The sequence below is a fragment of the Streptomyces roseochromogenus subsp. oscitans DS 12.976 genome (genome assembly GCF_000497445.1).
GTDB lineage: Bacteria > Actinomycetota > Actinomycetes > Streptomycetales > Streptomycetaceae > Streptomyces > Streptomyces oscitans.
The window spans coordinates 2,839,111-2,856,465 of the sequence record NZ_CM002285.1 but is presented as its reverse complement, the minus strand read 5'-3'; the positions used below and the strand labels follow the sequence as shown (position 1 = coordinate 2,856,465).

Here is a 17,355-nt window from a genome sequence, read left to right as displayed (position 1 = left end):
CGCTGCTGAGCACGGCCGAGCAGCGCGGCGCCAAGCTCACCGTGCTCGCCGTCGGCACCTGGCTGGACGAACACCCCGACATCGCCCGCCGGATCCTCGACGGCGGCCACGACCTCGGCAACCACACCCAGCGGCACATCTCCGTCAACACCATGGCCGAGGCGGACGCCCGCAAGGAGATCACCGACTGCGCGGACCGGCTGAAGCGGCTCACCGGATCCATCGGCACCTGGTTCCGGCCCTCCCGTTCGCCGACCGCGTCCCCGCTGGTCGCCCGGCTCGCCCGCGCCGCCGGCTACCCGCACGTGCTGTCGTACGACGTCGACTCGCTCGACTACACCCGCCCCGGCGCCGCCGCCGTCACCCACAAGGTTCTCGCCGAGGTGCGCAGCGGCTCGGTGGTGAGCATGCACTTCGGGTACCCGGACACCGTCGCCGCCCTGCCCGATCTCCTCCACGAACTCGACCGCCGCGGACTGCGCGCGGTCACCACCACGGAGCTGCTGAGCTGATGAGAACGAAGAAAGCCGCCCGCCTGCTGGCCGCCGGCGCCGCCCTCACCGCACTGACGCTGCTGTCCGCGTGCACTTCGGGATCTCAGCACCACGCGGACAACACCAGGGACAGCAAAGCGCCGGCCCAGGTGGGGAACGGCAGGCGGCAGATGGACATGCTGCCAGGGATGCCGCCGGTCGAGGACTCCAAGGACCTCTACTCCGCCGACCGCCCGGGCCAACTGTCGCCGGTCGTCAAGGACTTCCCGAACCGGGTGTACGTCCCCAACACCAACTCCAACACCGTCAGTGTCATCGACCCGGAGACCTACAAGGTCATCGACACGTACCCGGTCGGCCGCCAGCCCCAGCACGTGGTGCCGTCCTGGGACCTGAAGACCCTCTGGGTCAACAACGACCTCGGCAACAGCCTCACCCCCATCGACCCGAGCACCGGCAAGGCCGGCAAGCCGGTCGCCGTGCACGACCCGTACAACCTGTACTTCACGCCCGACGGCAAGTACGCCGTCGTCATGGCCTCCATGGACCGCCAGCTGGTCTTCCGTGACGCGCACACCATGAGGGTCGTCAAGACCGTCCCGGTCCGCTGCTACGGCGTCAACCATGCCGACTTCTCCCCGGACGGCCGCTACTTCATCGTCTCCTGCGAGTTCAGCGGCGAGCTGCTCAAGGTCGACACCGCGCAGATGAAGGTCATCGGCCAGCAGCGGCTGCCGTACCGCGGGGCGATGCCGCAGGACGTCAAGATCTCCCCGGACGGCAAGCTGTTCTACATCGCCGACATGGTCGCCAACGGCCTGTGGATCCTCGACGGCAACAATTTCACCCGGCCCCGTTTCCTGTACACCGGCAAGGGCGCCCACGGCCTCTACATCAGCCGTGACTCCCGCGAGATGTACGTCTCCAACCGGGGCGAGGGCTCCATCTCCGTCTTCGACTTCACGCAGAACCGGCTCACCAAGAAGTGGCACCTGCCCGGCGGCGGCAGCCCCGACATGGGCGGCGTCTCCGTCGACGGCAAGGTCCTGTGGCTGTCCGGCCGCTACAACTCCGAGGTGTACGCCCTCGACACCCGGACGGGCAGGGAGCTGGCCCGAATCAAGGTCGGCAGCGGCCCGCACGGACTCGCGGTCTACCCGCAGCCGGGCCGCTACTCGCTCGGGCACACGGGCATCTTCCGCTGAACCAGGGCGAGTTGAAGCACGGCCGGTTGAACCAGGGTCAGTCGGACTGACGCCTCGGGAGCGGGCCGCTGGACAGGTTCTAGGGCCCGCTCCTTGAGTCTCCACCCGCTGGAAGGCCCAGACTCGCGGACATGACCGAAGACGGCACCGGACTTCTCACCATCGGCGCGCTGGCCCGGGCCACCGGACTGACCGTGCGCACCATCCGCTACTGGTCCGACGAAGGCGTCCTCACCCCGGTCGCCCGCTCGTCCGGCGGCTACCGGCTCTACGACAGCGCAGCCGCCGCCCGCCTGGAGCTGATCCGTACCCTGCGCGAGCTGGGACTCGGCCTGGACGACGTACGGAAGGTGCTGGCCGGGGAGCGGACCGTCGCCGAGGTCGCGGCCACCCATGTCGCGGCCCTGGACACGCAGATCCGGGCGCTGAAGACGACCCGTGCGGTGCTGTCGACGGTCGCCCGACGAGGTTCCAGCGCAGAGGAGACGGCACTCATGAACAAACTGGCGCGGCTGTCGGCCGCGGAGCGGCAGCGGATCGTGGACGACTTCGTGGAGGAGATCTTCCACGGGCTGGACACGGCCGACCCCTGGATCCGGGAGCGCACCCGCAGCATCGGCGTGCAGCTGCCGGACGACCCGACGCCGGAGCAGGTCGACGCCTGGGTGGAACTGGCGGAACTGCTGCAGAACCGGGACTTCCGGGCCGTGATGCGCCGGATGATCGAGTTCAACGCCGCCGACCGCACCCCGGACACCCCGGCCGGCGCCTCGGCGATGTTCTTCAAGCGGCTGGTCGAGCTGGTCGCCGCCGCCAGGGAACGCGGAGTCACCCCGCAGTCACCCGAGGCCGACGCCGTCCTCACCGAACTGCTCGGCGCGGACGCCGACCGCGCGGCCGTGCTCCGCCGGATCAACCTTGGCAACGAGGTCGTCCGCTACCGGGAGTTGGCGTCCGTGATCAAGGGCGAGGGGGAGCCGCAGAGGTTCCAGGAGGAGTTCGCCTGGGTGGTCGCCGCGCTGAAGGCCTGGCCGGGCCGTTAATCTGACCTGCGTCAGTACGCCAGCACGGCAGCAGAAACACGAATATAAGGGGCGGATCGGTGGCGGACATCGAGGAAGCACGCAAGCAGTTCGACCGGATCGACGCGAACGGTGACGGGTTCATCACCGCTGCCGAGTTCAAGTCCGCTCTGGCTCAGGAAGGTGACTGGAACGTCACCGAGACGGTGGCGCAGTCCATCATCAACCAGCGCGACCTCAACGGCGACAAGGTCCTGTCGTTCGACGAGTTCTGGGACTACCTGAACAAGTGACTGCCCCCCTCCCCGTAGGGAGGGACGAGCATCACGCGTGCGGAGTTCTTGTCCCTGGGGGACATGGCTCCGCACGCGGTGCAGGTGTAGGTGCGTTCCGACGACGGAAGCGCGTGCGCACTCGCGGGCCGCGTCCTGCCGCCGTCGCGCGATCTTCTGGTGCGTCTTCGCCCGCCACTTCTTCGCCTCCCGGTAGCCCGGCAGGAGCCGACTCCTACGCTGCCGGCCTGCGATACTGCCCGGTGCCACCCCGTACTCCCGCTTGAAGGCCTTGGCGGCGCAGCAGCCGCCCCGCCCTTGTCATCCGCCACCACGTCAGTCACGGCGCCACCCGGGCAAGATCGTCGTGCGCCTCTGACCTGTCCGTGCCCGCCCGCAACCGATCGCCGTAACGCAGGAATAGTCCCCGGCGGCCGGGGTTGACGCCGACAACAGACGCATGCACGTGCATGCAAGCGGACTCATCCGGAAGGCCTGTCATGAAGATCGGCATCATCGGCGCGGGCAACATCGGCGGCAACCTCACCCGGCGGCTCACCGCCCTCGGCCATGACGTCTCCGTGGCCAACTCCCGCGGCCCCGAGACGCTCAGGCAACTCGCCGAGGAGACCGGTGCGACCGCGGTCCGGGCCGAGGACGCGGCCAAGGGCGCCCAGGTCGTCGTCGTCACCGTCCCCGTCAAAGCGGTCCCGCACCTCCCCTCCGGCCTGCTGGACGGCGCCGCCGAGGGTGTGGCGGTGATCGACACCGGCAACTACTACCCGGGGCGCGACGGCCGGATCGCGGGCATCGAGGACGAGGGCGTCACCGAGAGCCGCTGGACCGAGCGCCACCTCGGCCACCCGGTGATCAAGGTGTTCAACGGCACCTACGCCCAGGACATCCTGGACCGCCCCCGCCCCGCGGGCGACCCCGAGCGCCTCGCCGTCCCGGTCGCCGGCGACGACGAGCAGGCCAAGCGGACCGTCCGCGCCCTCGTCGGCGAACTCGGTTTCGACACGGTCGACGCGGGCGGCCTCGACGACTCCTGGCGCCAGCAGCCCGGTACCCCGGTCTACGGCCTGCGCGCAGGTGTGGAAGGAGTGAGGAAGGCTCTTGCCGAGGCCTCCCCGGAACGCCCCGAGGACTTCCGGGGCTGACGTCAGCCGCCTTCAACGCTCATGCGCCGTCGGCCCAGCCCTTCAGCGCCGCCTCGCTCGCGAAGTTGGCCACGTCCTTGTCGTGGGGCTCGCTGGTGTACTGGTGGAAGAGCCACTTCGCCTTGATGCGGGGCTTGCCCGCGGTGACGTAGTCGGCGATCCAGAGGCCGTCGCCCGCATAGGACGTCGTGTCGACCGTCAACCAGAAGTCCCTGTTCGTGTAGAGCACGACCCGGTGGTGCGGCCGTAGCTGCTTCACTTTCCGGAGGAAGGCGTCCTTCTCCGAGTTGCTCGCGTGGGTGCCGTCGCCGGTGGTCTCCCAGTCGACGGCGAGGATGTCGCCCGTCCTCGACGGGGCCTTGGCCACGAAGTACTCGGCCTGGACGGTGAGGTCGCCGGGCCACAGGAAGTGATAGAAGCCCACGACCAGGCCGGCGTCACGGGCGGTCTTCGCCTGGGCGCCGGCATGGGAGTTGACGTACGAATGGCCCTCCGTCGCCTTGATGAAGGCGAAGGAGAGGCCACTCGTGTCGTAGGAGGACGACTGGTACGCGCTGACGTCGATGCCGCGGAGCATGTGGGGGACTCCTCGAAGAGCGGGTGGGGGAAAGGAGTTGCTGCTTAGGTGATGCCCCACGATGGCACGCCCGATCCGCCCCGCGGCGGGGAACGTCAGCTCCGGGCGGCCGTCGAACTGAGTACCGACGCGGACTTCGCCGACCAGTCCGAGGTGATGATGCTCGCGTGGTCCTTGGCCAGCAGCGCCAGCCGGGCGGCGACCTCGGCGTCCGTCGGATTCGTGGAGGAGATGGCCGGGGACACGTTGTAGGCGTCGGTCATGATCGAGAGGTAGTGGTTCGTGGAGTAGAACGAGGTGTCGTAGCCTATGTTCACATAGGTGGCCGCGTCACCGTCGAAGAACACGAACCAGGGCCGGATCGAGGTGTCGGAGGCCCAGCGGGTGGCCCGCGGGTCTCCGCCCGCCGCGCCCAGCACCGCGGGGAAGGCCTCGGCCTGGGAGATGTTCCCGGCCGCGTACAGGTCGCGCAGATGGTCGCCGTACTCCTGGTCCGTCCAGTAGTGGTCGAAGGGATTGGCCATCTCGACCGTGCCGGGGATCATCTCGAAGACGAACTTGCCCTTGAGGGAGTCGCGGCTCGGCCAGGCGTTCGCCTTCGCCGCAGCGTCGAGCGTGCTGTAGGTGCCGCCCAGCAGCTCGGCCGGCTTGTAGACGCTGCCGCCGAGCTTCTGGGACACGAGCGTGTCGAACTCGTCCGGTCCCATGCCGGCGTTGTTGTTGAAGCCGACCTTCATCTCGACCTTGATGACGATCGGCGGGTGGCCGGGGTGGAGCTGGTTCCAGGCGGCCATGTTGTCCAGGCAGCTGCCGAGGTCCTGGTCGCGGTCCTTGCTGTACAGCTCGCCCGGGGTCTTCGCGGCCTCGCAGTTGTTGTCGTTGCCGAACGGATTGCTGTGGCTGACCCGCCAGCGGTGACTGATGCTGTCCACGTACACGTCCAGCTCCAGCAGTGAGGCGCCGGAGTCCAGCGCCTGTGCGAAGTACGTGTACTTGGCCTTCTCGTACGCGTTGTGCGTGCCGATCGCCGTCGTCTCGGAGAACCTGGGCGCCGCCGCGTGCGCGTTGCCCGGCCCCGCCATCAGCAGAGCGGCCGCTCCCAGGAGTGCCGCCACCCGTCTCACTGCGCCCATCGCTCAACTTCCCTTCGTTTGCGTCGAGTTGGGGGCAGCGTAGGAGCAAGCGGTTACTGCGCGGTAGCTCCTGGAGGAACATCAGCCACTCCCGGCTGTCGAGCGGCAGGGCGCGGTGCATCATGGCTGGCGGCTAGATTGCTAGCATGCTAGCTTCGAAGTGTGGGTGATGAGGAAGTCAAGCAGTTCAACGTGTACCTGCCGATCGGACTGATCAAGCAGGTCAAGTACCGCGCCATCGAGTCGGGCTCGTCCTTGTCGGCACTGGTCGCGGACGCGCTGCGTGCCTACCTCGACGACGCCCAGGAGCGGGAACAGCAGTCGACCGAGAAGGAGACCTGACATGGCGACCGAAGGCATCGAGGCCGTGTTCCTGGAGACGCACAACTGGGGCAGGGCGGCAAAGTTCTTCCAGGCGCTGGGCTACGACCTGGAGTTCGCGACCGACCACAACTCCGGGCAGCTCCGCAACGGCGACGGACCGTATGTGTTCATCGCCGAGATCCCCGAGGACCGCGAGCCGCAGACGCAGATCGTGCTGAAGGTGCCGGACGCGGACGCGTTCCGCGCCGATCCCGCCGTCGAGGTGGTCACGCCGTTCGAGGACACCCACTTCGGCACCCGCCTGATGACCGTCCGCGACCCCGACGGACGCCTGTGGAGCCTCCAGGCCCCGCGGAAGGAACAGCCGTGACGGCCGACGGCACCCCCGGCGCACCGGCGGACGCACGGACCGGGACCCCGGACCACACCGCCGTGCGCTGCGCCCTGTGGCGGGCGATGCATGTCCGGGCCGACCCGCCCCCGCAGGTGCTGGAGGACGAGATCGGCCTGCGCATCGCGGACCCCGGCCCCGACTGGCGTGCGCGCCCCGACATGGACCCGCGGGCCACCCGCGGGTTCCGCGCGGCCGTCGTCGCCCGCGCCCGGTTCATCGAGGACCTGGTCACGGAGCAGGCCGGCCGGGGTGTCGACCAGTACGTCCTGCTGGGCGCCGGTCTCGACACCTTCGCCCAGCGCGCCCCGCGGGCCGCGTCCCGGCTGCGCGTCTTCGAGGTCGACCAGCCGGGCCCGCAGGAATGGAAGCGCCGGCGTCTCACCGCTCTCGGCTACGGCGTCCCCGACTGGCTGCACCTGGTGCCGGTCGACTTCGAGGCGAGCGGCGGCACCTGGCGGGAGCAGCTGACCGCGGCCGGATTCGACCCCGGCCGGCCGGCGGTCGTCGCCTCCAGCGGCGTCACCATGTACCTCACCGAGGAGGCCACCGCCGCGACCCTGCGCCAGATCGCCCAGCTGGCCCCCGGCTCGACCCTCGCCATGACCTTCCTGCTGCCGGAAGACCTCGTGGCTGAGGCCGACCGCCCGGGCCTGCGTACCAGCACCGCCGGGGCGCGCAGCGCGGGCACGCCGTTCCGCAGCTTCTACACCCCCGCGGAGATGCTGAGCCTGGCCCGCGAGGCGGGCTTCGCGCAGGCCCGGCATGTGCCGGGCACCGCACTCGCCGAGCGGTACTTCACCGGCCGCACCGACGGCCTGCGCCCGTCGACCGGGGAGGACCTGCTGCTGGCCACCACGTGAACCCGCCGTCCGCCGTTCCGGCCTGACGCCCCCGACGCGTCGATACCATGGCTACAACGGCGAGTTGGGGGAGTCCAGGTGGAACCGTTGATGGGCATGGCGCTCTCGGCTGTCGGTACGGTCGTCTCGGGCGCCCTCTCCGGAGCGGGCGGCGAGGCGGGTCGACGGACCTCCGAGCGGCTCTATGACCTGCTGAGCCGGGGCCGCCGTGCCGGGGCCGACGCCGAGGCGAACTCCGGCCCTGGAGAGGGCGGTTCACGCCACCCCACCCTCCCCGTCACCGAGGACGCGCAGACCGCGGCGGCCCGGCAGCTGCTGGAACTGGCCCGCAGCTCACCGGAGTTCGCCCGCGAGGTGACCGAGTGGGTCCGTGAGGCCTCATGGCTGTCGCCCCGCACCGTACCCGCCGTCGCACACGCCGCCTCCCGCCCGCAGATGCTGCCGCCGGCGACGCCCGTGTTCACCGACCGTGCGGAGGTGCTCGCGTGGCTCAGGGGACTGCTGGACGAGGAGGGGCGTACACCGGGTGCGCCGGCGATCGCCGTACTCACCGGGCCGGGTGGCATCGGCAAGACAGCCGCCGTGGTCCGGTGCGCGTTCGAGCTGATGGACCGGTTTCCCGACGGAGTCCTGTTCGCCGACCTGGCAGGCGCGTCGGACGGTACGGCGCTCCGGCCCTCCGACGTGCTCGCGCGGTTCCTGGAGCGGCTCGGGGTGCCGGCCGCCATGGTGCCGGGCGACGAGGCACGGCAGCGGGATCTGTACCTCGACTGCACGGCCGGGCGCCGCATGATCGTCGTACTGGACAACGCCCGCGGCGACGCCCAGGTCATTCCGCTGCTCCCGGCGTCCCCGGAGTGTCTGGTGCTGGTGACGAGCCGGTATCGGCAGGGACTTCTCGTGTCCCGGCACGGGGCCCGGCCGCATGCTCTGGGGCCGCTGTCCACCGAGGACGCCGTCACGCTGATCAGGCGGGTCGCCGGCAGCGGCCGCCCGGCGGCTCCGGACGCCGTCGTCCAGGCGGTGGCGCAGGGCACAGGTGGGATTCCCCTCGCCCTGTGCACCACGGGCGCCGGCCTCGCCGTCCGGGAACACCTGACGTGGGAACGGGTCGCGCGGCAGCTGTCCGACCGTAGCCACGGCCATGACCTGGGAGGTGCCCTCATGGGAGAACCGGCCCCCGACGCCTCGGCCGATCCCGTGCGCGCCGTCCAGGACGTCTCCTACGGCCAACTCGCCCCCGACTGCGCTGCGTTCTACCGGGCGATCGCGGTGTGGCCCTGGCCGACCGTCACCGTGCTGTGCGCGGCACAGGCCGCCGGGGTGAGCGAGGACGAGGCGCGGGCGCTGCTGGAGAGGCTGGCCCGGGTGCATCTGCTGGAGGAGGTCGGCGAGGAGCGCTACCGGTTCCACGACCTGACCCGGGCGCACGCCCACGGGCTCGCGGAGGCCGAGGACGGGCACGGCCGGATGGCGGCCGCCGTCCGCCGCGTGGCGGTCGCGCATCTGCGCTTCGCGGCGGGACTCGACTTCCGGGTCATGCCGCTCCGCTGGCGGCTCGGCCCCGCCTACCAGGCGCTCACCGTCCCGGAACACCGCGACCCCGAGGACGGCAAGCGAGCCCTGGCCGACCTGCGCGCCGAGCGGGAGAACCTCGCGGCCGTCATCCGGGCCGCCGCACACCACGGCTTCGACGACCTCGTCTGGCAACTGTGCGAGGCGATGTGGGGCCTGCATCTGCTGCTCGGCTTCCACGCCCAGTGGATCGACACACACCTGCTCGGCGTCGAGGCCGCCCGGCGCGGCGCGGAGGAGTTCGGCGACCCGCGCGCCGTGGGCCGCATGTGGACGCAACTGGCCTTCGCCCACATGGGAGCCGGGCAGGTGACGGAGGCCGCGGATGCCCTCACACAGGCGCGGGCCGCGGACCGGGCCTGCGGCCATCACCGCGGCGAGGCGACCGCCGTCGAGGCGCTGGGGCTGCTCCGCCTCAGGCAGTGGGAGTTCGGGGCGGCCCAGCGGTGCTTCGAGGAGGCGCAGGAGATTCTGCGCCGTATCGGCCCGGGCGAGGACGGAGCGGAGGACGTGCCGCGCGCCACGGCCCTGCTGGCCCACCACATCGGCCGCGCCCAGACCAAGCGGGGGGACTTCGCCGCCGCCATCGCCCGGCTGAACGACGCCCTGGCGCGGTTCCGCCGGCTGCCGGGCGGTGGCGATGCCTACAACGCGGGCCGGGTCTATATGAGTCTGGGCGACGCCCACCTGGACGCGGGGGACGCGGAGCAGGCGCGCGTGTGCCTGGACGAGGCCGTCAAGGCGATGACCGAGGCGGGCGCGGGACTGCAACTGGCCGACGCCGTCGAGGCGCGGGCCCGCTGTCACCGACGGTCGGACCGCCCGGCCGAGGAGACGGAGGACCTGCGTACCGCGGCCGTGTCCTACGAGGAGCACGGGAACCACATCGGCCTGGCGCGCGTACGGGCGCGCCTGGCCGAGCTGGCGGCGTGAGGACCCGGCTCACGGGGCGAGCGGCTCCACGGCGACCCGATGGGCGGTGGCACCGGTGCGTACGGTGATCCCGGGGAGGGCCCGCTCCAGGCTCCGGCCGCTCGCGAGCCAGGCGTGCAGCGCGGAGGCGTAGGCGGCGGGATCGCACAGGTCGGCCCGGCCGTCGAGGGCCGCTGCGGCGGACAGCCGCACGAGGTCACCGTCCCGGGTGCGTACGACACAGCGGTCCGGCCCGTCGACATAGGCGGCCAGCCCGCAGTACGGGTAGCGGTCCAGCGCCTCCGCCGTCCAGGCGGCGGGCGGCCCGAGCCGTGGATCGTCCCCGGCCGCGTACCGTACGACGACGTCGGCGATGCCCAGCCGCCCGGTCTCCCGCGTCTCCTCGTCCACGACTGTGTGCGCGGAGTCGGCACACACCGCCGGTCCGGGCCCGGCGCCCGCGACGGCGTACCGGACGACGGAGACCTCCGGCGGATGCGAGCCGATACCGCCGACGAGGACGCGGACCGGGGCGGTACGGCGGGCGGGCAGGTACGGCGGCAGCGGCAGCGGGTCGAGCAGCGCGGAGTGCCGGTCCGGCTCGGGCAGCTCCATGAGGCCGTAGAACAGGCGGCGCAGCAGAGCGGCCGACTCGCCCGGTGCCGAACTGGTCTGCTCCGCGAGCTCCTTGTACCGGCCGGGGTCGTGCGCCGCGATGACCTGGTCGATCTGTGCCCGCAGGCTGCCTCGGCGAACGAGTCGGGGAGCGGTACGGCCGAGGGCGGCGACCGGTGACAGCGGGTCGAGGTCCTGCTGGGGGAACGACCCGAGGACGACGGGGATGCCTATGGACGCCGCGTAGTAGGTGACGCTCGAATGATCCCCCAGGACACAGTCGGCGGCGATCAGGGCCTGTTGCCACCCGTCGAGCGGCGGTATCGCGTCGAGGCCGGCCCGCCGCGCGTTGTCCAGCCAGGCACGGACCTGCCCGGGCCCATGGCCGTACCAGATGTTCGGATGCAGGACCGCGACGGTCCGGTACTCGTCGGCCGGCAGCTCGGCCGAGAGGCGGGACAGCAGCCAGGGCAGCAGATCATCCGCCTCCGGCTCCGCGGCTCCGCCGAAGAGGGAACGGGGCGCCCAGGTCGAGCTGACGACGATCAGCCGCTGGCCCGGGCCCACGCCCAACGCACGGCGGAAGGCGGCACGTTGGGGGAGCGCGGCAAGCATGCGGTCATAGCACGGGTCCCCGGCGAGCACCGCGGTGGGCGCCGCCTCCGGACAGGCCGAGCGCAGCCGCTCCAGCTGTTCTGGGTGGGACAGGACGGTGGCGCTGGCGAGGGGACGCCCGTCTTCCAGGAGCCAGTCGGGCGACAGCCCGAAGACGGGCGGGGACGAGGGCGACGGGTGTCCGGTGTCCGGTGTCCGGTGTCCGGTGTCCGGTGTCCGGTGTAGCCAGCCTTTTATTGTATCCGACCCCGTGTGACAGCACCGCCAACTTACCTTGCACGGAAGCGAGTTCACCGCCGTAACTGGCGGACACCACCAGGTCGAACGGCGTCTCCTTGGCCTGTTCCCAGGGCAGGACCGGCAGCCCCGCCCGTGCCAGCAGCTCGGGCACCCCGGCGAGGAACGGGGACGAGCCGGTGCAGGTGGCGGCCATCTGGACGCGCAGGTCGCCGTCGAACAGCGGAAGCACGTCCAGCAGCCGCGTAGCGGACGTCACGTTGTGCACGATGAACAGCACACGGCGGCACCCCACCCGTGTGACCCATCGCTCCGCATCCTCACCCACCGGCACGCGCACCCGTGCCGCTCCACCCATCGCCACCCCACCCGTCACGCGGTTCACTTCAGCATTCGATGATGTTCACCGCAAGTCCGCCCCGACAAGCCGCGCAAGGGGTCACCGCTTCGTGTACGCAGCGATGGCAGGCTTCATGAAACGGTTGACCGGGGTCTCGACGAAGCGGTAGGAGACCATGGAGACGGCGACGCACAGCGCGTAGAAGGCGATCACCAAGAGCACGCCCCCGGCGACCGAGTTGCCCCAGGGGTGCACATACCGCTGGCAGACCATGATGAAGGCCCACTGGTACATGTAAATACCGAAGGTGTACTTGCCGTAGGCCGAGACGCGGGCGACGGCGCGGTTCTCCGTAGCACCTGGGGCATTCCAACGGCCGATCTCCTTGGCTGCCAAGGCGCCGATGAGCAGGGCGATCGGGACGATCGTCAACGCCGTCAGGTCGAACAGGACCGGCGCCCACAGCTCCTCGACCACCACCGCCGACACGAGCAGTGCGGTGGGCACCCGGACTTTGCGCGTCCACCTGCCGCGCGACACCAGCAGGCAGACCACCATGCCGCACAGCGCCTCCAGGACGCGAGTGAGCGGAAAGACGTAGACGAGCCAGTATTTCCACTCGGAGACACGGACGAGGTGGCCGCGCTCCGTGAACGCTGCGTTGGCGAACGTCGTGCCGTCCGGAAGGAGTTGCAGAGCCAGCGGCAACAGCACCACGACCGCGATCAGACCGGTCAGCAGGCCGAACAGGAACTGGTCACCGCGGCGGACCAGGAACCTGTACGCGGTCGGGAACACCGCGTACAGGACGAGTTCGGTCGACAGGGTCCACGCCGGGGCGTTGGCCGCCCAGTAGATGCCGTGGTCCGGGAACCAGCCTTGCAGGAGGGTGAGCGTGGCGAACAGGCCGGTGGCCGAGAAGGTGGCGGCGAAGGCGCACACGATCACGGCCCAGGTCAGGAAGTGCACCGGCAGGATGCGCAGCAGTCGGCGGGCCCGGAAGCCGCGGTCCGGCGGGCGCTCTGCGGATATCCACGTCAGGATGAAGCCGCTGAGGACGATGAAGAACGACACCGCGTTGAAGCCCGCCGGGTTGAAGATGCGGTAGTACGTCTCCTGCACCGTCCGGTCCTTGAAGACCTGCTCGAAGGACAGATGCGACGCGAGGATACAGAAGGACGGCAGCAGGCGGGTGGCAGCGATGAAGGTGAGTTGTCTCGCTGCCGGGCGGGCCTGCGTGAGAACCGTCACTTTCTGGTCTGCCTCTCCTGCGAATAGCGGCTGTTGGGGCGCGCCAGGCACAGGTGGCCGCGCAGCGTCGTCGCGTCGTACGCGGTGCGGAACGCTCCGCGCCGCTGCAGCTCGGGTACCAGCCCGCGAGTGATCTGAACGAGGTCGTGCGGCAGCGTGCCGGGGCGAATCCGGAAGCCGTCGAGCCCCGCCTCGCGCCAGTCCAGCAGCAGGTCGGCGAGTTCGCCGGGAGTGCCGGTGAACACCTCGGCATCGGAGGTGAGTTCGGCGCCGTCGAGGGAATCGAGGTGGGTCTTGCGGTGCGTGGCGGCGCGCGGCTCGGCGTCCAGGAAGACGAGGAGTTCCGCGAACCGGAGCAGTGGCCAGGCCCGCATGTCGCGGCCGGAGCGGCCGGCGGCTTCGTCCACCTGGGCAACGATCGCCGCGGCCCCCGCCCGGTCGTGCGGCGTGACGTACACGACGTCGCACGAGCGCGTCGCGAACTCGTACGGGACCATGGCGTGCGCCAGGCTCGTCACAAGCGGTTGTCCCTGCGGCGGGCGTGGGATGATCGAAGGGCCCCGGACACCGAAGTGGGCGCCCGCGAAGTCGATGTGGTGGACCTTGCCGCGGTCGATGAAGCGGCCGGTGGCCGCGTCCCGGATCTCCGCGTCGTCCTCCCAGCTGTCCCACAGCCGCCGGGCGACCTCCACCACGTCGGTGGCCTCGTCGAACAGCGGGCGCAGCCGCCGGCCGATGCGCTCCGGGTCGCGCACGTCGTCGTCGGTGAGCTGCGGCGTCGTACGGCGGCCGAAGTGGGTGGCGTCGGCGGCGCGCGCGGCGATCTGCGGGCGCCAGCCGGCCCGGCCTTTGCTCGCATGGTCGAGGGTGGCGATGCCGGTGGCTACGTGGAACGGCTCCGTATGGGTGACGTTCGCGGTCGGGACCAGGCCGATGTGCGTGGTGAGCGGTGCCATGCGAGCCGCGAGCAGGACCGCGTCCAGACTGCCGCGCACCTGGTCGGTGCGGTCGTCGGGCCGGTGGAAGGCGGCGGACTGTATGCCGAGCGCATCCTCGAAGGTGACGAAGTCGAGCATGCCGTGCTCGGCTTCCGTGACCAGGTCTGCCCAGTACTGGGCGGTGAACAGCGCGCCGGGCCGGGCGTCCTCGGCCCGCCAGGCCGCCGGGTGCCAGCCGGCGCCGTCCAGGGCGACGGCGAGGTGCAGCGGGGATGCGGTCACGAGGCCTCCTCCTCGGCAGCCGGGTCTGCCGTGTCTTCTCCCCTGTCGTGCGGCAGGCCCAGGTGGTCACGGAGCGTCCTGCTCGTGTAGTCCGGCCGGAACACGCCCTCTTCCTGGAGCAGTGGAACGACCCGGGCCACGAAGTCGTCCAGGCCGGTAGGGGTCAGGTGCGGGACGAGGACGAAGCCGTCGGCGCCGCCGGTCTGCACGAAGTGGTCGATCGCGTCGGCGACGGTGCGCGGGGCGCCGACGAAGGTCTGGCCGCCGCTGATCTCGATGACCAGTTCGCGGATACTCAGGCCGCGCCGCTCGGCGAGGGCCCGCCAGCGCCGCGCGGTCTCGGCGCGGCCCCGGCGGAACAGTGAATGGCCCTTCAGCGTCAGCGAGTCGGGGTCGGGGTCGATGTCCGGCAGCGGGCCGTCGGGGTCGTAGCCGGACAGGTCACGGCCCCAGACGGCCTCCAGGTGGGCGATCGCGGTCTGCGGGCTCACCTGGGCGCGGGTGATCTCGTCGGCGTAGGCGGCAGCCTCCGCGTCGCTGTCCGCCACCACCACGGTGGCCGTGGGCAGGATCTTCAGCCGGTCCGGGGTGCGACCGTGCCGCGCCAGGCGTCCCTTGACGTCACGGTAGAAGCTGCGGGCCTGGTCGAGCCGGTTGTACTTGCTGAAGACGACGTCGGCCTCGGCGGCGGCGAACTCGCGGCCCGTGTCGGAGTCGCCCGCCTGGATGATCACCGGGTGCCCCTGTGGAGGGCGAGGGGTGGTGAAGCGGCCGGAGATGTCGAAGTGCCGCCCGCGGTGCGCGAAACGGCCGGCGCCGGGCCGGAGGTACGCCCCGGCCACGGCGTCGGCGCGCACATCGCCGTCGGCCCAGCTGTCCCACAGCTCGCGCGCGGTCGCCAGGAACTCGGCCGCGCGTGCGTAGCGGTCGGCCTCGGCGAGGAAACCACCGCGCCGGAAGTTCTCGCCGGTGAAGGCGTCGGAGCTGGTGACCACGTTCCAGGCGGTGCGCCCGGCGCTGAGGTGGTCGAGGGTGGCCAGCCGGCGCGCCACCTCGTAGGGCTCGTTGAAGGTGGCGTTGACGGTCGCGGCGAGTCCGAGCCGGGTGGTGACCGCGGCCAGGGCGCTCAGCTGGGTGAGGTTGTCCGGCCGGCCGACCACGTCCAGGTCGTACAGCTGCCCCTTGTGCTCGCGCAGTCTGAGGCCCTCGGCCAGGAAGAAGAAGTCGAACCGGCCGCGTTCGGCGGTCTGCGCGAGGTGCAGGAAGGAGTCGAAGGCGATCTGGCTCCTGGCGCGCGGGTCCGACCAGACGGTCACGTTGTGGATGCCGGGCAGCTGGGCCGCCAGGTGTACCTGTTTGCGTCCGGCGGCGGGCGGGCCGCTCATGAGGCCGGGAGCGCGGCGGCGGGGGCCGGGGAGACGTACCGCACCGTGTTCTCGAAGGTGACGCCGTGGCTCTTGACGTCGATGCCGATGCGGTCGCCGTCGGCGATCCGGAAGCCGTCGTGGAAGCTGGCCTCGTCCGCGCCGAGCAGCACGTAGTTGACCAGGCCGGGTCGGCGCACCGCCGGGAAGGAGAACAGGTGGTCGACCATGTCCCGGACCCGGAAGTACAGCGCGTCGCCGCCGCAGTCGAAGCTGCCCTCCCAGGCGGTCGCGCCGTCCCGCACGATGGTGACGCGGCCGGTCGCCGAGCGCGGCGGCGGGCCGAGGAACAGCCAGGGCGCGAGCGCGGTGTCGCACAGCTTGCAGTACGGGTTGTAGCCAGGGTCCTTGCGGTGCAGGCCGATGTCGCACAGGTCGTTGCCGAAGGTGTAACCGGCGTAGTGCGGCGTGCCGTCGGCGTCGTTGACGTACACGAGCACGACCTCCGGCTCCTCGATGAGCGCGACCGGGCGGGCGGGGACGGTCAGGGGCTCGCCGGGCAGCCGGGCCCAGTCGCCGAACCCCTTGAAGAACCACTTGGGCGGTGTGAACTCGGCGTCCTGCGGGGCACTCTGTCCGCCCCACTTCTTCTTGTGCGTGCCCATGAAGCCGCTGAGCAGCGCGGAGCCGGACGCCGGGGGCAGCAGCGGAACCAGCGGGCGCACCCCCGGGGCCCCGGCGCTGACTGCGACGGTCTCGCCGTCGTCGGCAAGGGCGGCCCGGACGGCGTCCGGGGAGCCGTCGGTGGTGGTGAACGCGGCGGCCAGGGCGCCCTCGGCGACCCGGTGCAGCGTCTGCGGTTCGCCCGGCTCGGGCCGGCCGAAGGTGACGTAACGACCGCCGTCGTAGGCGACCTCGGTGAGGACGGGCGGCAGTGACTGGGACATGCGGAAGCCTCCAGATGCGGTCAGGGCCGGGGATCGGTCAGGTCCGCCAGAGCCTCGCCGAGGTGGGTGAGGGACTGGCGGATCCAGGGCAGGGTGAGCGGGTCGGGAGCGGTCAGCGCGGCGGTGCGCTGCTCGTCGGTGTCGCCGTACAGGCGGCTGGTGGCGGCACGGATCCGCAGCGCGCTGCCCGGCTCGCCGAACGCGCTCGCCGGGAGGACGCCGACGCCGTGGCGCTCGACGAGGAACCGGACGATGTCCTCGCCGCCGCTTACGCCATGTGCCTCGGTGAGGCGGGCGCGCAGCGGCTCGAAGTCCGGGTAGAGGTAGCAGGTGGCGGTCACCGGCGCGAGGTCCGCGCCGACCGCTGTGAAGCTCGCGGCTGCCGCACGCACCACCGCCGCGTGCAGTCGCCGGCTCGCCGCGATCCGCCCGGTGATCTCCGCCGGCTCGGCGAAGGCGTAGGCCGCGGCCGTCTGCACCGGGGCCGGCGGGCTGGACCAGATCTGGCTGGCGACGGAGACCAGCCGCGTGCGCAGCTCGTGTCCGGCGGGGCTGTCGGGCAGCCGTGCCACGCCGGTGCGCCAGCCGCCCAGCGCCAGGTTCTTGGTGAGCCCGGTGGTGACGACCGTGCGCTCGGGGGCATACCTCGCCGGGGAGACCGCGGCACGGTCGGGATCGTGGACGAGGTCGCCGTAGATCTCGTCGGAGACCAGGACGAGGTCGAGGTCGCGGGCTGCCTCGGCCAGGCCCCGCACGGTCGCGGCGGAGGCGACGGTGCCGGTCGGGTTGTCCGGCACCGTCACCACCACGGCGCGCGGGTCCCGCCCGGCGGCGCGCG

17 protein-coding genes are annotated in these 17,355 nt (G+C 71.3%); 9 read left to right on the top strand and 8 right to left on the bottom strand.

Annotated elements, in window-relative coordinates; translation table 11 throughout:
* The 5 genes from M878_RS62175 to M878_RS62155 all read left to right on the top strand — a co-directional run.
* Positions 1-512: polysaccharide deacetylase family protein (locus M878_RS62175; protein WP_023546638.1), on the top strand; the 512-nt coding region annotated here is incomplete at its 5' end.
* Entirely contained in the window at positions 512-1,699 is a 1,188-nt protein-coding gene (locus tag M878_RS62170) for a YncE family protein (RefSeq protein ID WP_023546637.1), read from the top strand. The genes M878_RS62175 and M878_RS62170, both read left to right, overlap by 1 nt.
* A gap of 131 nt (positions 1,700-1,830) precedes the next feature.
* Positions 1,831-2,742, top strand: a complete 912-nt coding sequence (locus tag M878_RS62165) for a helix-turn-helix domain-containing protein (RefSeq protein WP_023546636.1) — start codon at positions 1,831-1,833, stop codon at positions 2,740-2,742.
* A 59-nt stretch (positions 2,743-2,801) separates the two neighbouring features.
* A complete protein-coding gene (locus M878_RS62160; protein ID WP_023546635.1) occupies positions 2,802-3,014 on the top strand; it encodes an EF-hand domain-containing protein in 213 nt (70 codons plus the stop codon).
* Between the two features lie 479 nt (positions 3,015-3,493).
* Positions 3,494-4,153, top strand: a complete 660-nt coding sequence (locus tag M878_RS62155; RefSeq protein WP_023546634.1) for an NADPH-dependent F420 reductase — start codon at positions 3,494-3,496, stop codon at positions 4,151-4,153.
* A 19-nt stretch (positions 4,154-4,172) separates the two neighbouring features.
* Here the strand turns inward: M878_RS62155 and M878_RS62150 are convergent, their stop codons facing one another.
* Together M878_RS62150 and M878_RS62145 are read right to left on the bottom strand one after the other, a co-directional pair.
* Positions 4,173-4,730, bottom strand: coding sequence for a glycoside hydrolase family 25 protein (locus M878_RS62150; protein ID WP_023546633.1), 558 nt, complete (start codon positions 4,728-4,730; stop codon positions 4,173-4,175).
* Positions 4,731-4,825: 95 nt separating this feature from the next.
* Positions 4,826-5,863: a phosphatidylinositol-specific phospholipase C domain-containing protein gene (locus M878_RS62145; protein ID WP_031224795.1), complete on the bottom strand. Its 1,038-nt coding sequence runs from the start codon at positions 5,861-5,863 to the stop codon at positions 4,826-4,828.
* A 162-nt stretch (positions 5,864-6,025) separates the two neighbouring features.
* Here M878_RS62145 and M878_RS62140 point away from each other — a divergent pair, with 162 nt between their 5' ends.
* The 4 genes from M878_RS62140 to M878_RS62125 all read left to right on the top strand — a co-directional run bounded on the left by M878_RS62140 (position 6,026) and on the right by M878_RS62125 (position 9,949).
* Positions 6,026-6,205 (top strand): hypothetical protein, encoded by a 180-nt coding sequence (locus M878_RS62140; protein ID WP_023546631.1) that lies wholly within the window; start codon positions 6,026-6,028, stop codon positions 6,203-6,205.
* A gap of 1 nt (position 6,206) precedes the next feature.
* Positions 6,207-6,557: a VOC family protein gene (locus M878_RS62135; RefSeq protein ID WP_023546630.1), complete on the top strand. Its 351-nt coding sequence runs from the start codon at positions 6,207-6,209 to the stop codon at positions 6,555-6,557.
* Entirely contained in the window at positions 6,554-7,441 is an 888-nt protein-coding gene (locus M878_RS62130; RefSeq protein ID WP_023546629.1) for a class I SAM-dependent methyltransferase, read from the top strand. The genes M878_RS62135 and M878_RS62130 overlap by 4 nt, the downstream gene beginning before the upstream one ends.
* 78 nt (positions 7,442-7,519) lie before the next feature.
* Positions 7,520-9,949 (top strand): tetratricopeptide repeat protein, encoded by a 2,430-nt coding sequence (locus M878_RS62125; RefSeq protein ID WP_245238085.1) that lies wholly within the window; start codon positions 7,520-7,522, stop codon positions 9,947-9,949.
* A 9-nt stretch (positions 9,950-9,958) separates the two neighbouring features.
* Here M878_RS62125 and M878_RS62120 read toward each other — a convergent pair whose 3' ends face one another.
* The 6 genes from M878_RS62120 to M878_RS62095 all read right to left on the bottom strand — a co-directional run.
* Positions 9,959-11,158 carry a hypothetical protein gene (locus M878_RS62120; protein WP_245238084.1) on the bottom strand — a complete coding sequence of 400 codons (1,200 nt, stop codon included), beginning with the start codon at positions 11,156-11,158 and terminating at the stop codon, positions 9,959-9,961.
* 676 nt (positions 11,159-11,834) lie between these two features.
* Positions 11,835-12,986 (bottom strand): acyltransferase family protein, encoded by a 1,152-nt coding sequence (locus tag M878_RS62115; protein WP_023546626.1) that lies wholly within the window; start codon positions 12,984-12,986, stop codon positions 11,835-11,837.
* Positions 12,983-14,206: an LLM class flavin-dependent oxidoreductase gene (locus M878_RS62110; protein ID WP_023546625.1), complete on the bottom strand. Its 1,224-nt coding sequence runs from the start codon at positions 14,204-14,206 to the stop codon at positions 12,983-12,985. The genes M878_RS62115 and M878_RS62110 overlap by 4 nt, the downstream gene beginning before the upstream one ends.
* Positions 14,203-15,591, bottom strand: coding sequence for an NtaA/DmoA family FMN-dependent monooxygenase (locus M878_RS62105; protein WP_023546624.1), 1,389 nt, complete (start codon positions 15,589-15,591; stop codon positions 14,203-14,205). Before M878_RS62105 ends, M878_RS62110 begins: the two co-directional genes overlap by 4 nt.
* Entirely contained in the window at positions 15,588-16,517 is a 930-nt protein-coding gene (locus tag M878_RS62100) for a hypothetical protein (RefSeq protein ID WP_023546623.1), read from the bottom strand. The genes M878_RS62105 and M878_RS62100 overlap by 4 nt, the downstream gene beginning before the upstream one ends.
* A 20-nt stretch (positions 16,518-16,537) precedes the next feature.
* The coding region (locus M878_RS62095) for an aminotransferase class I/II-fold pyridoxal phosphate-dependent enzyme (protein WP_023546622.1) at positions 16,538-17,355 on the bottom strand (818 nt) is incomplete at its 5' end.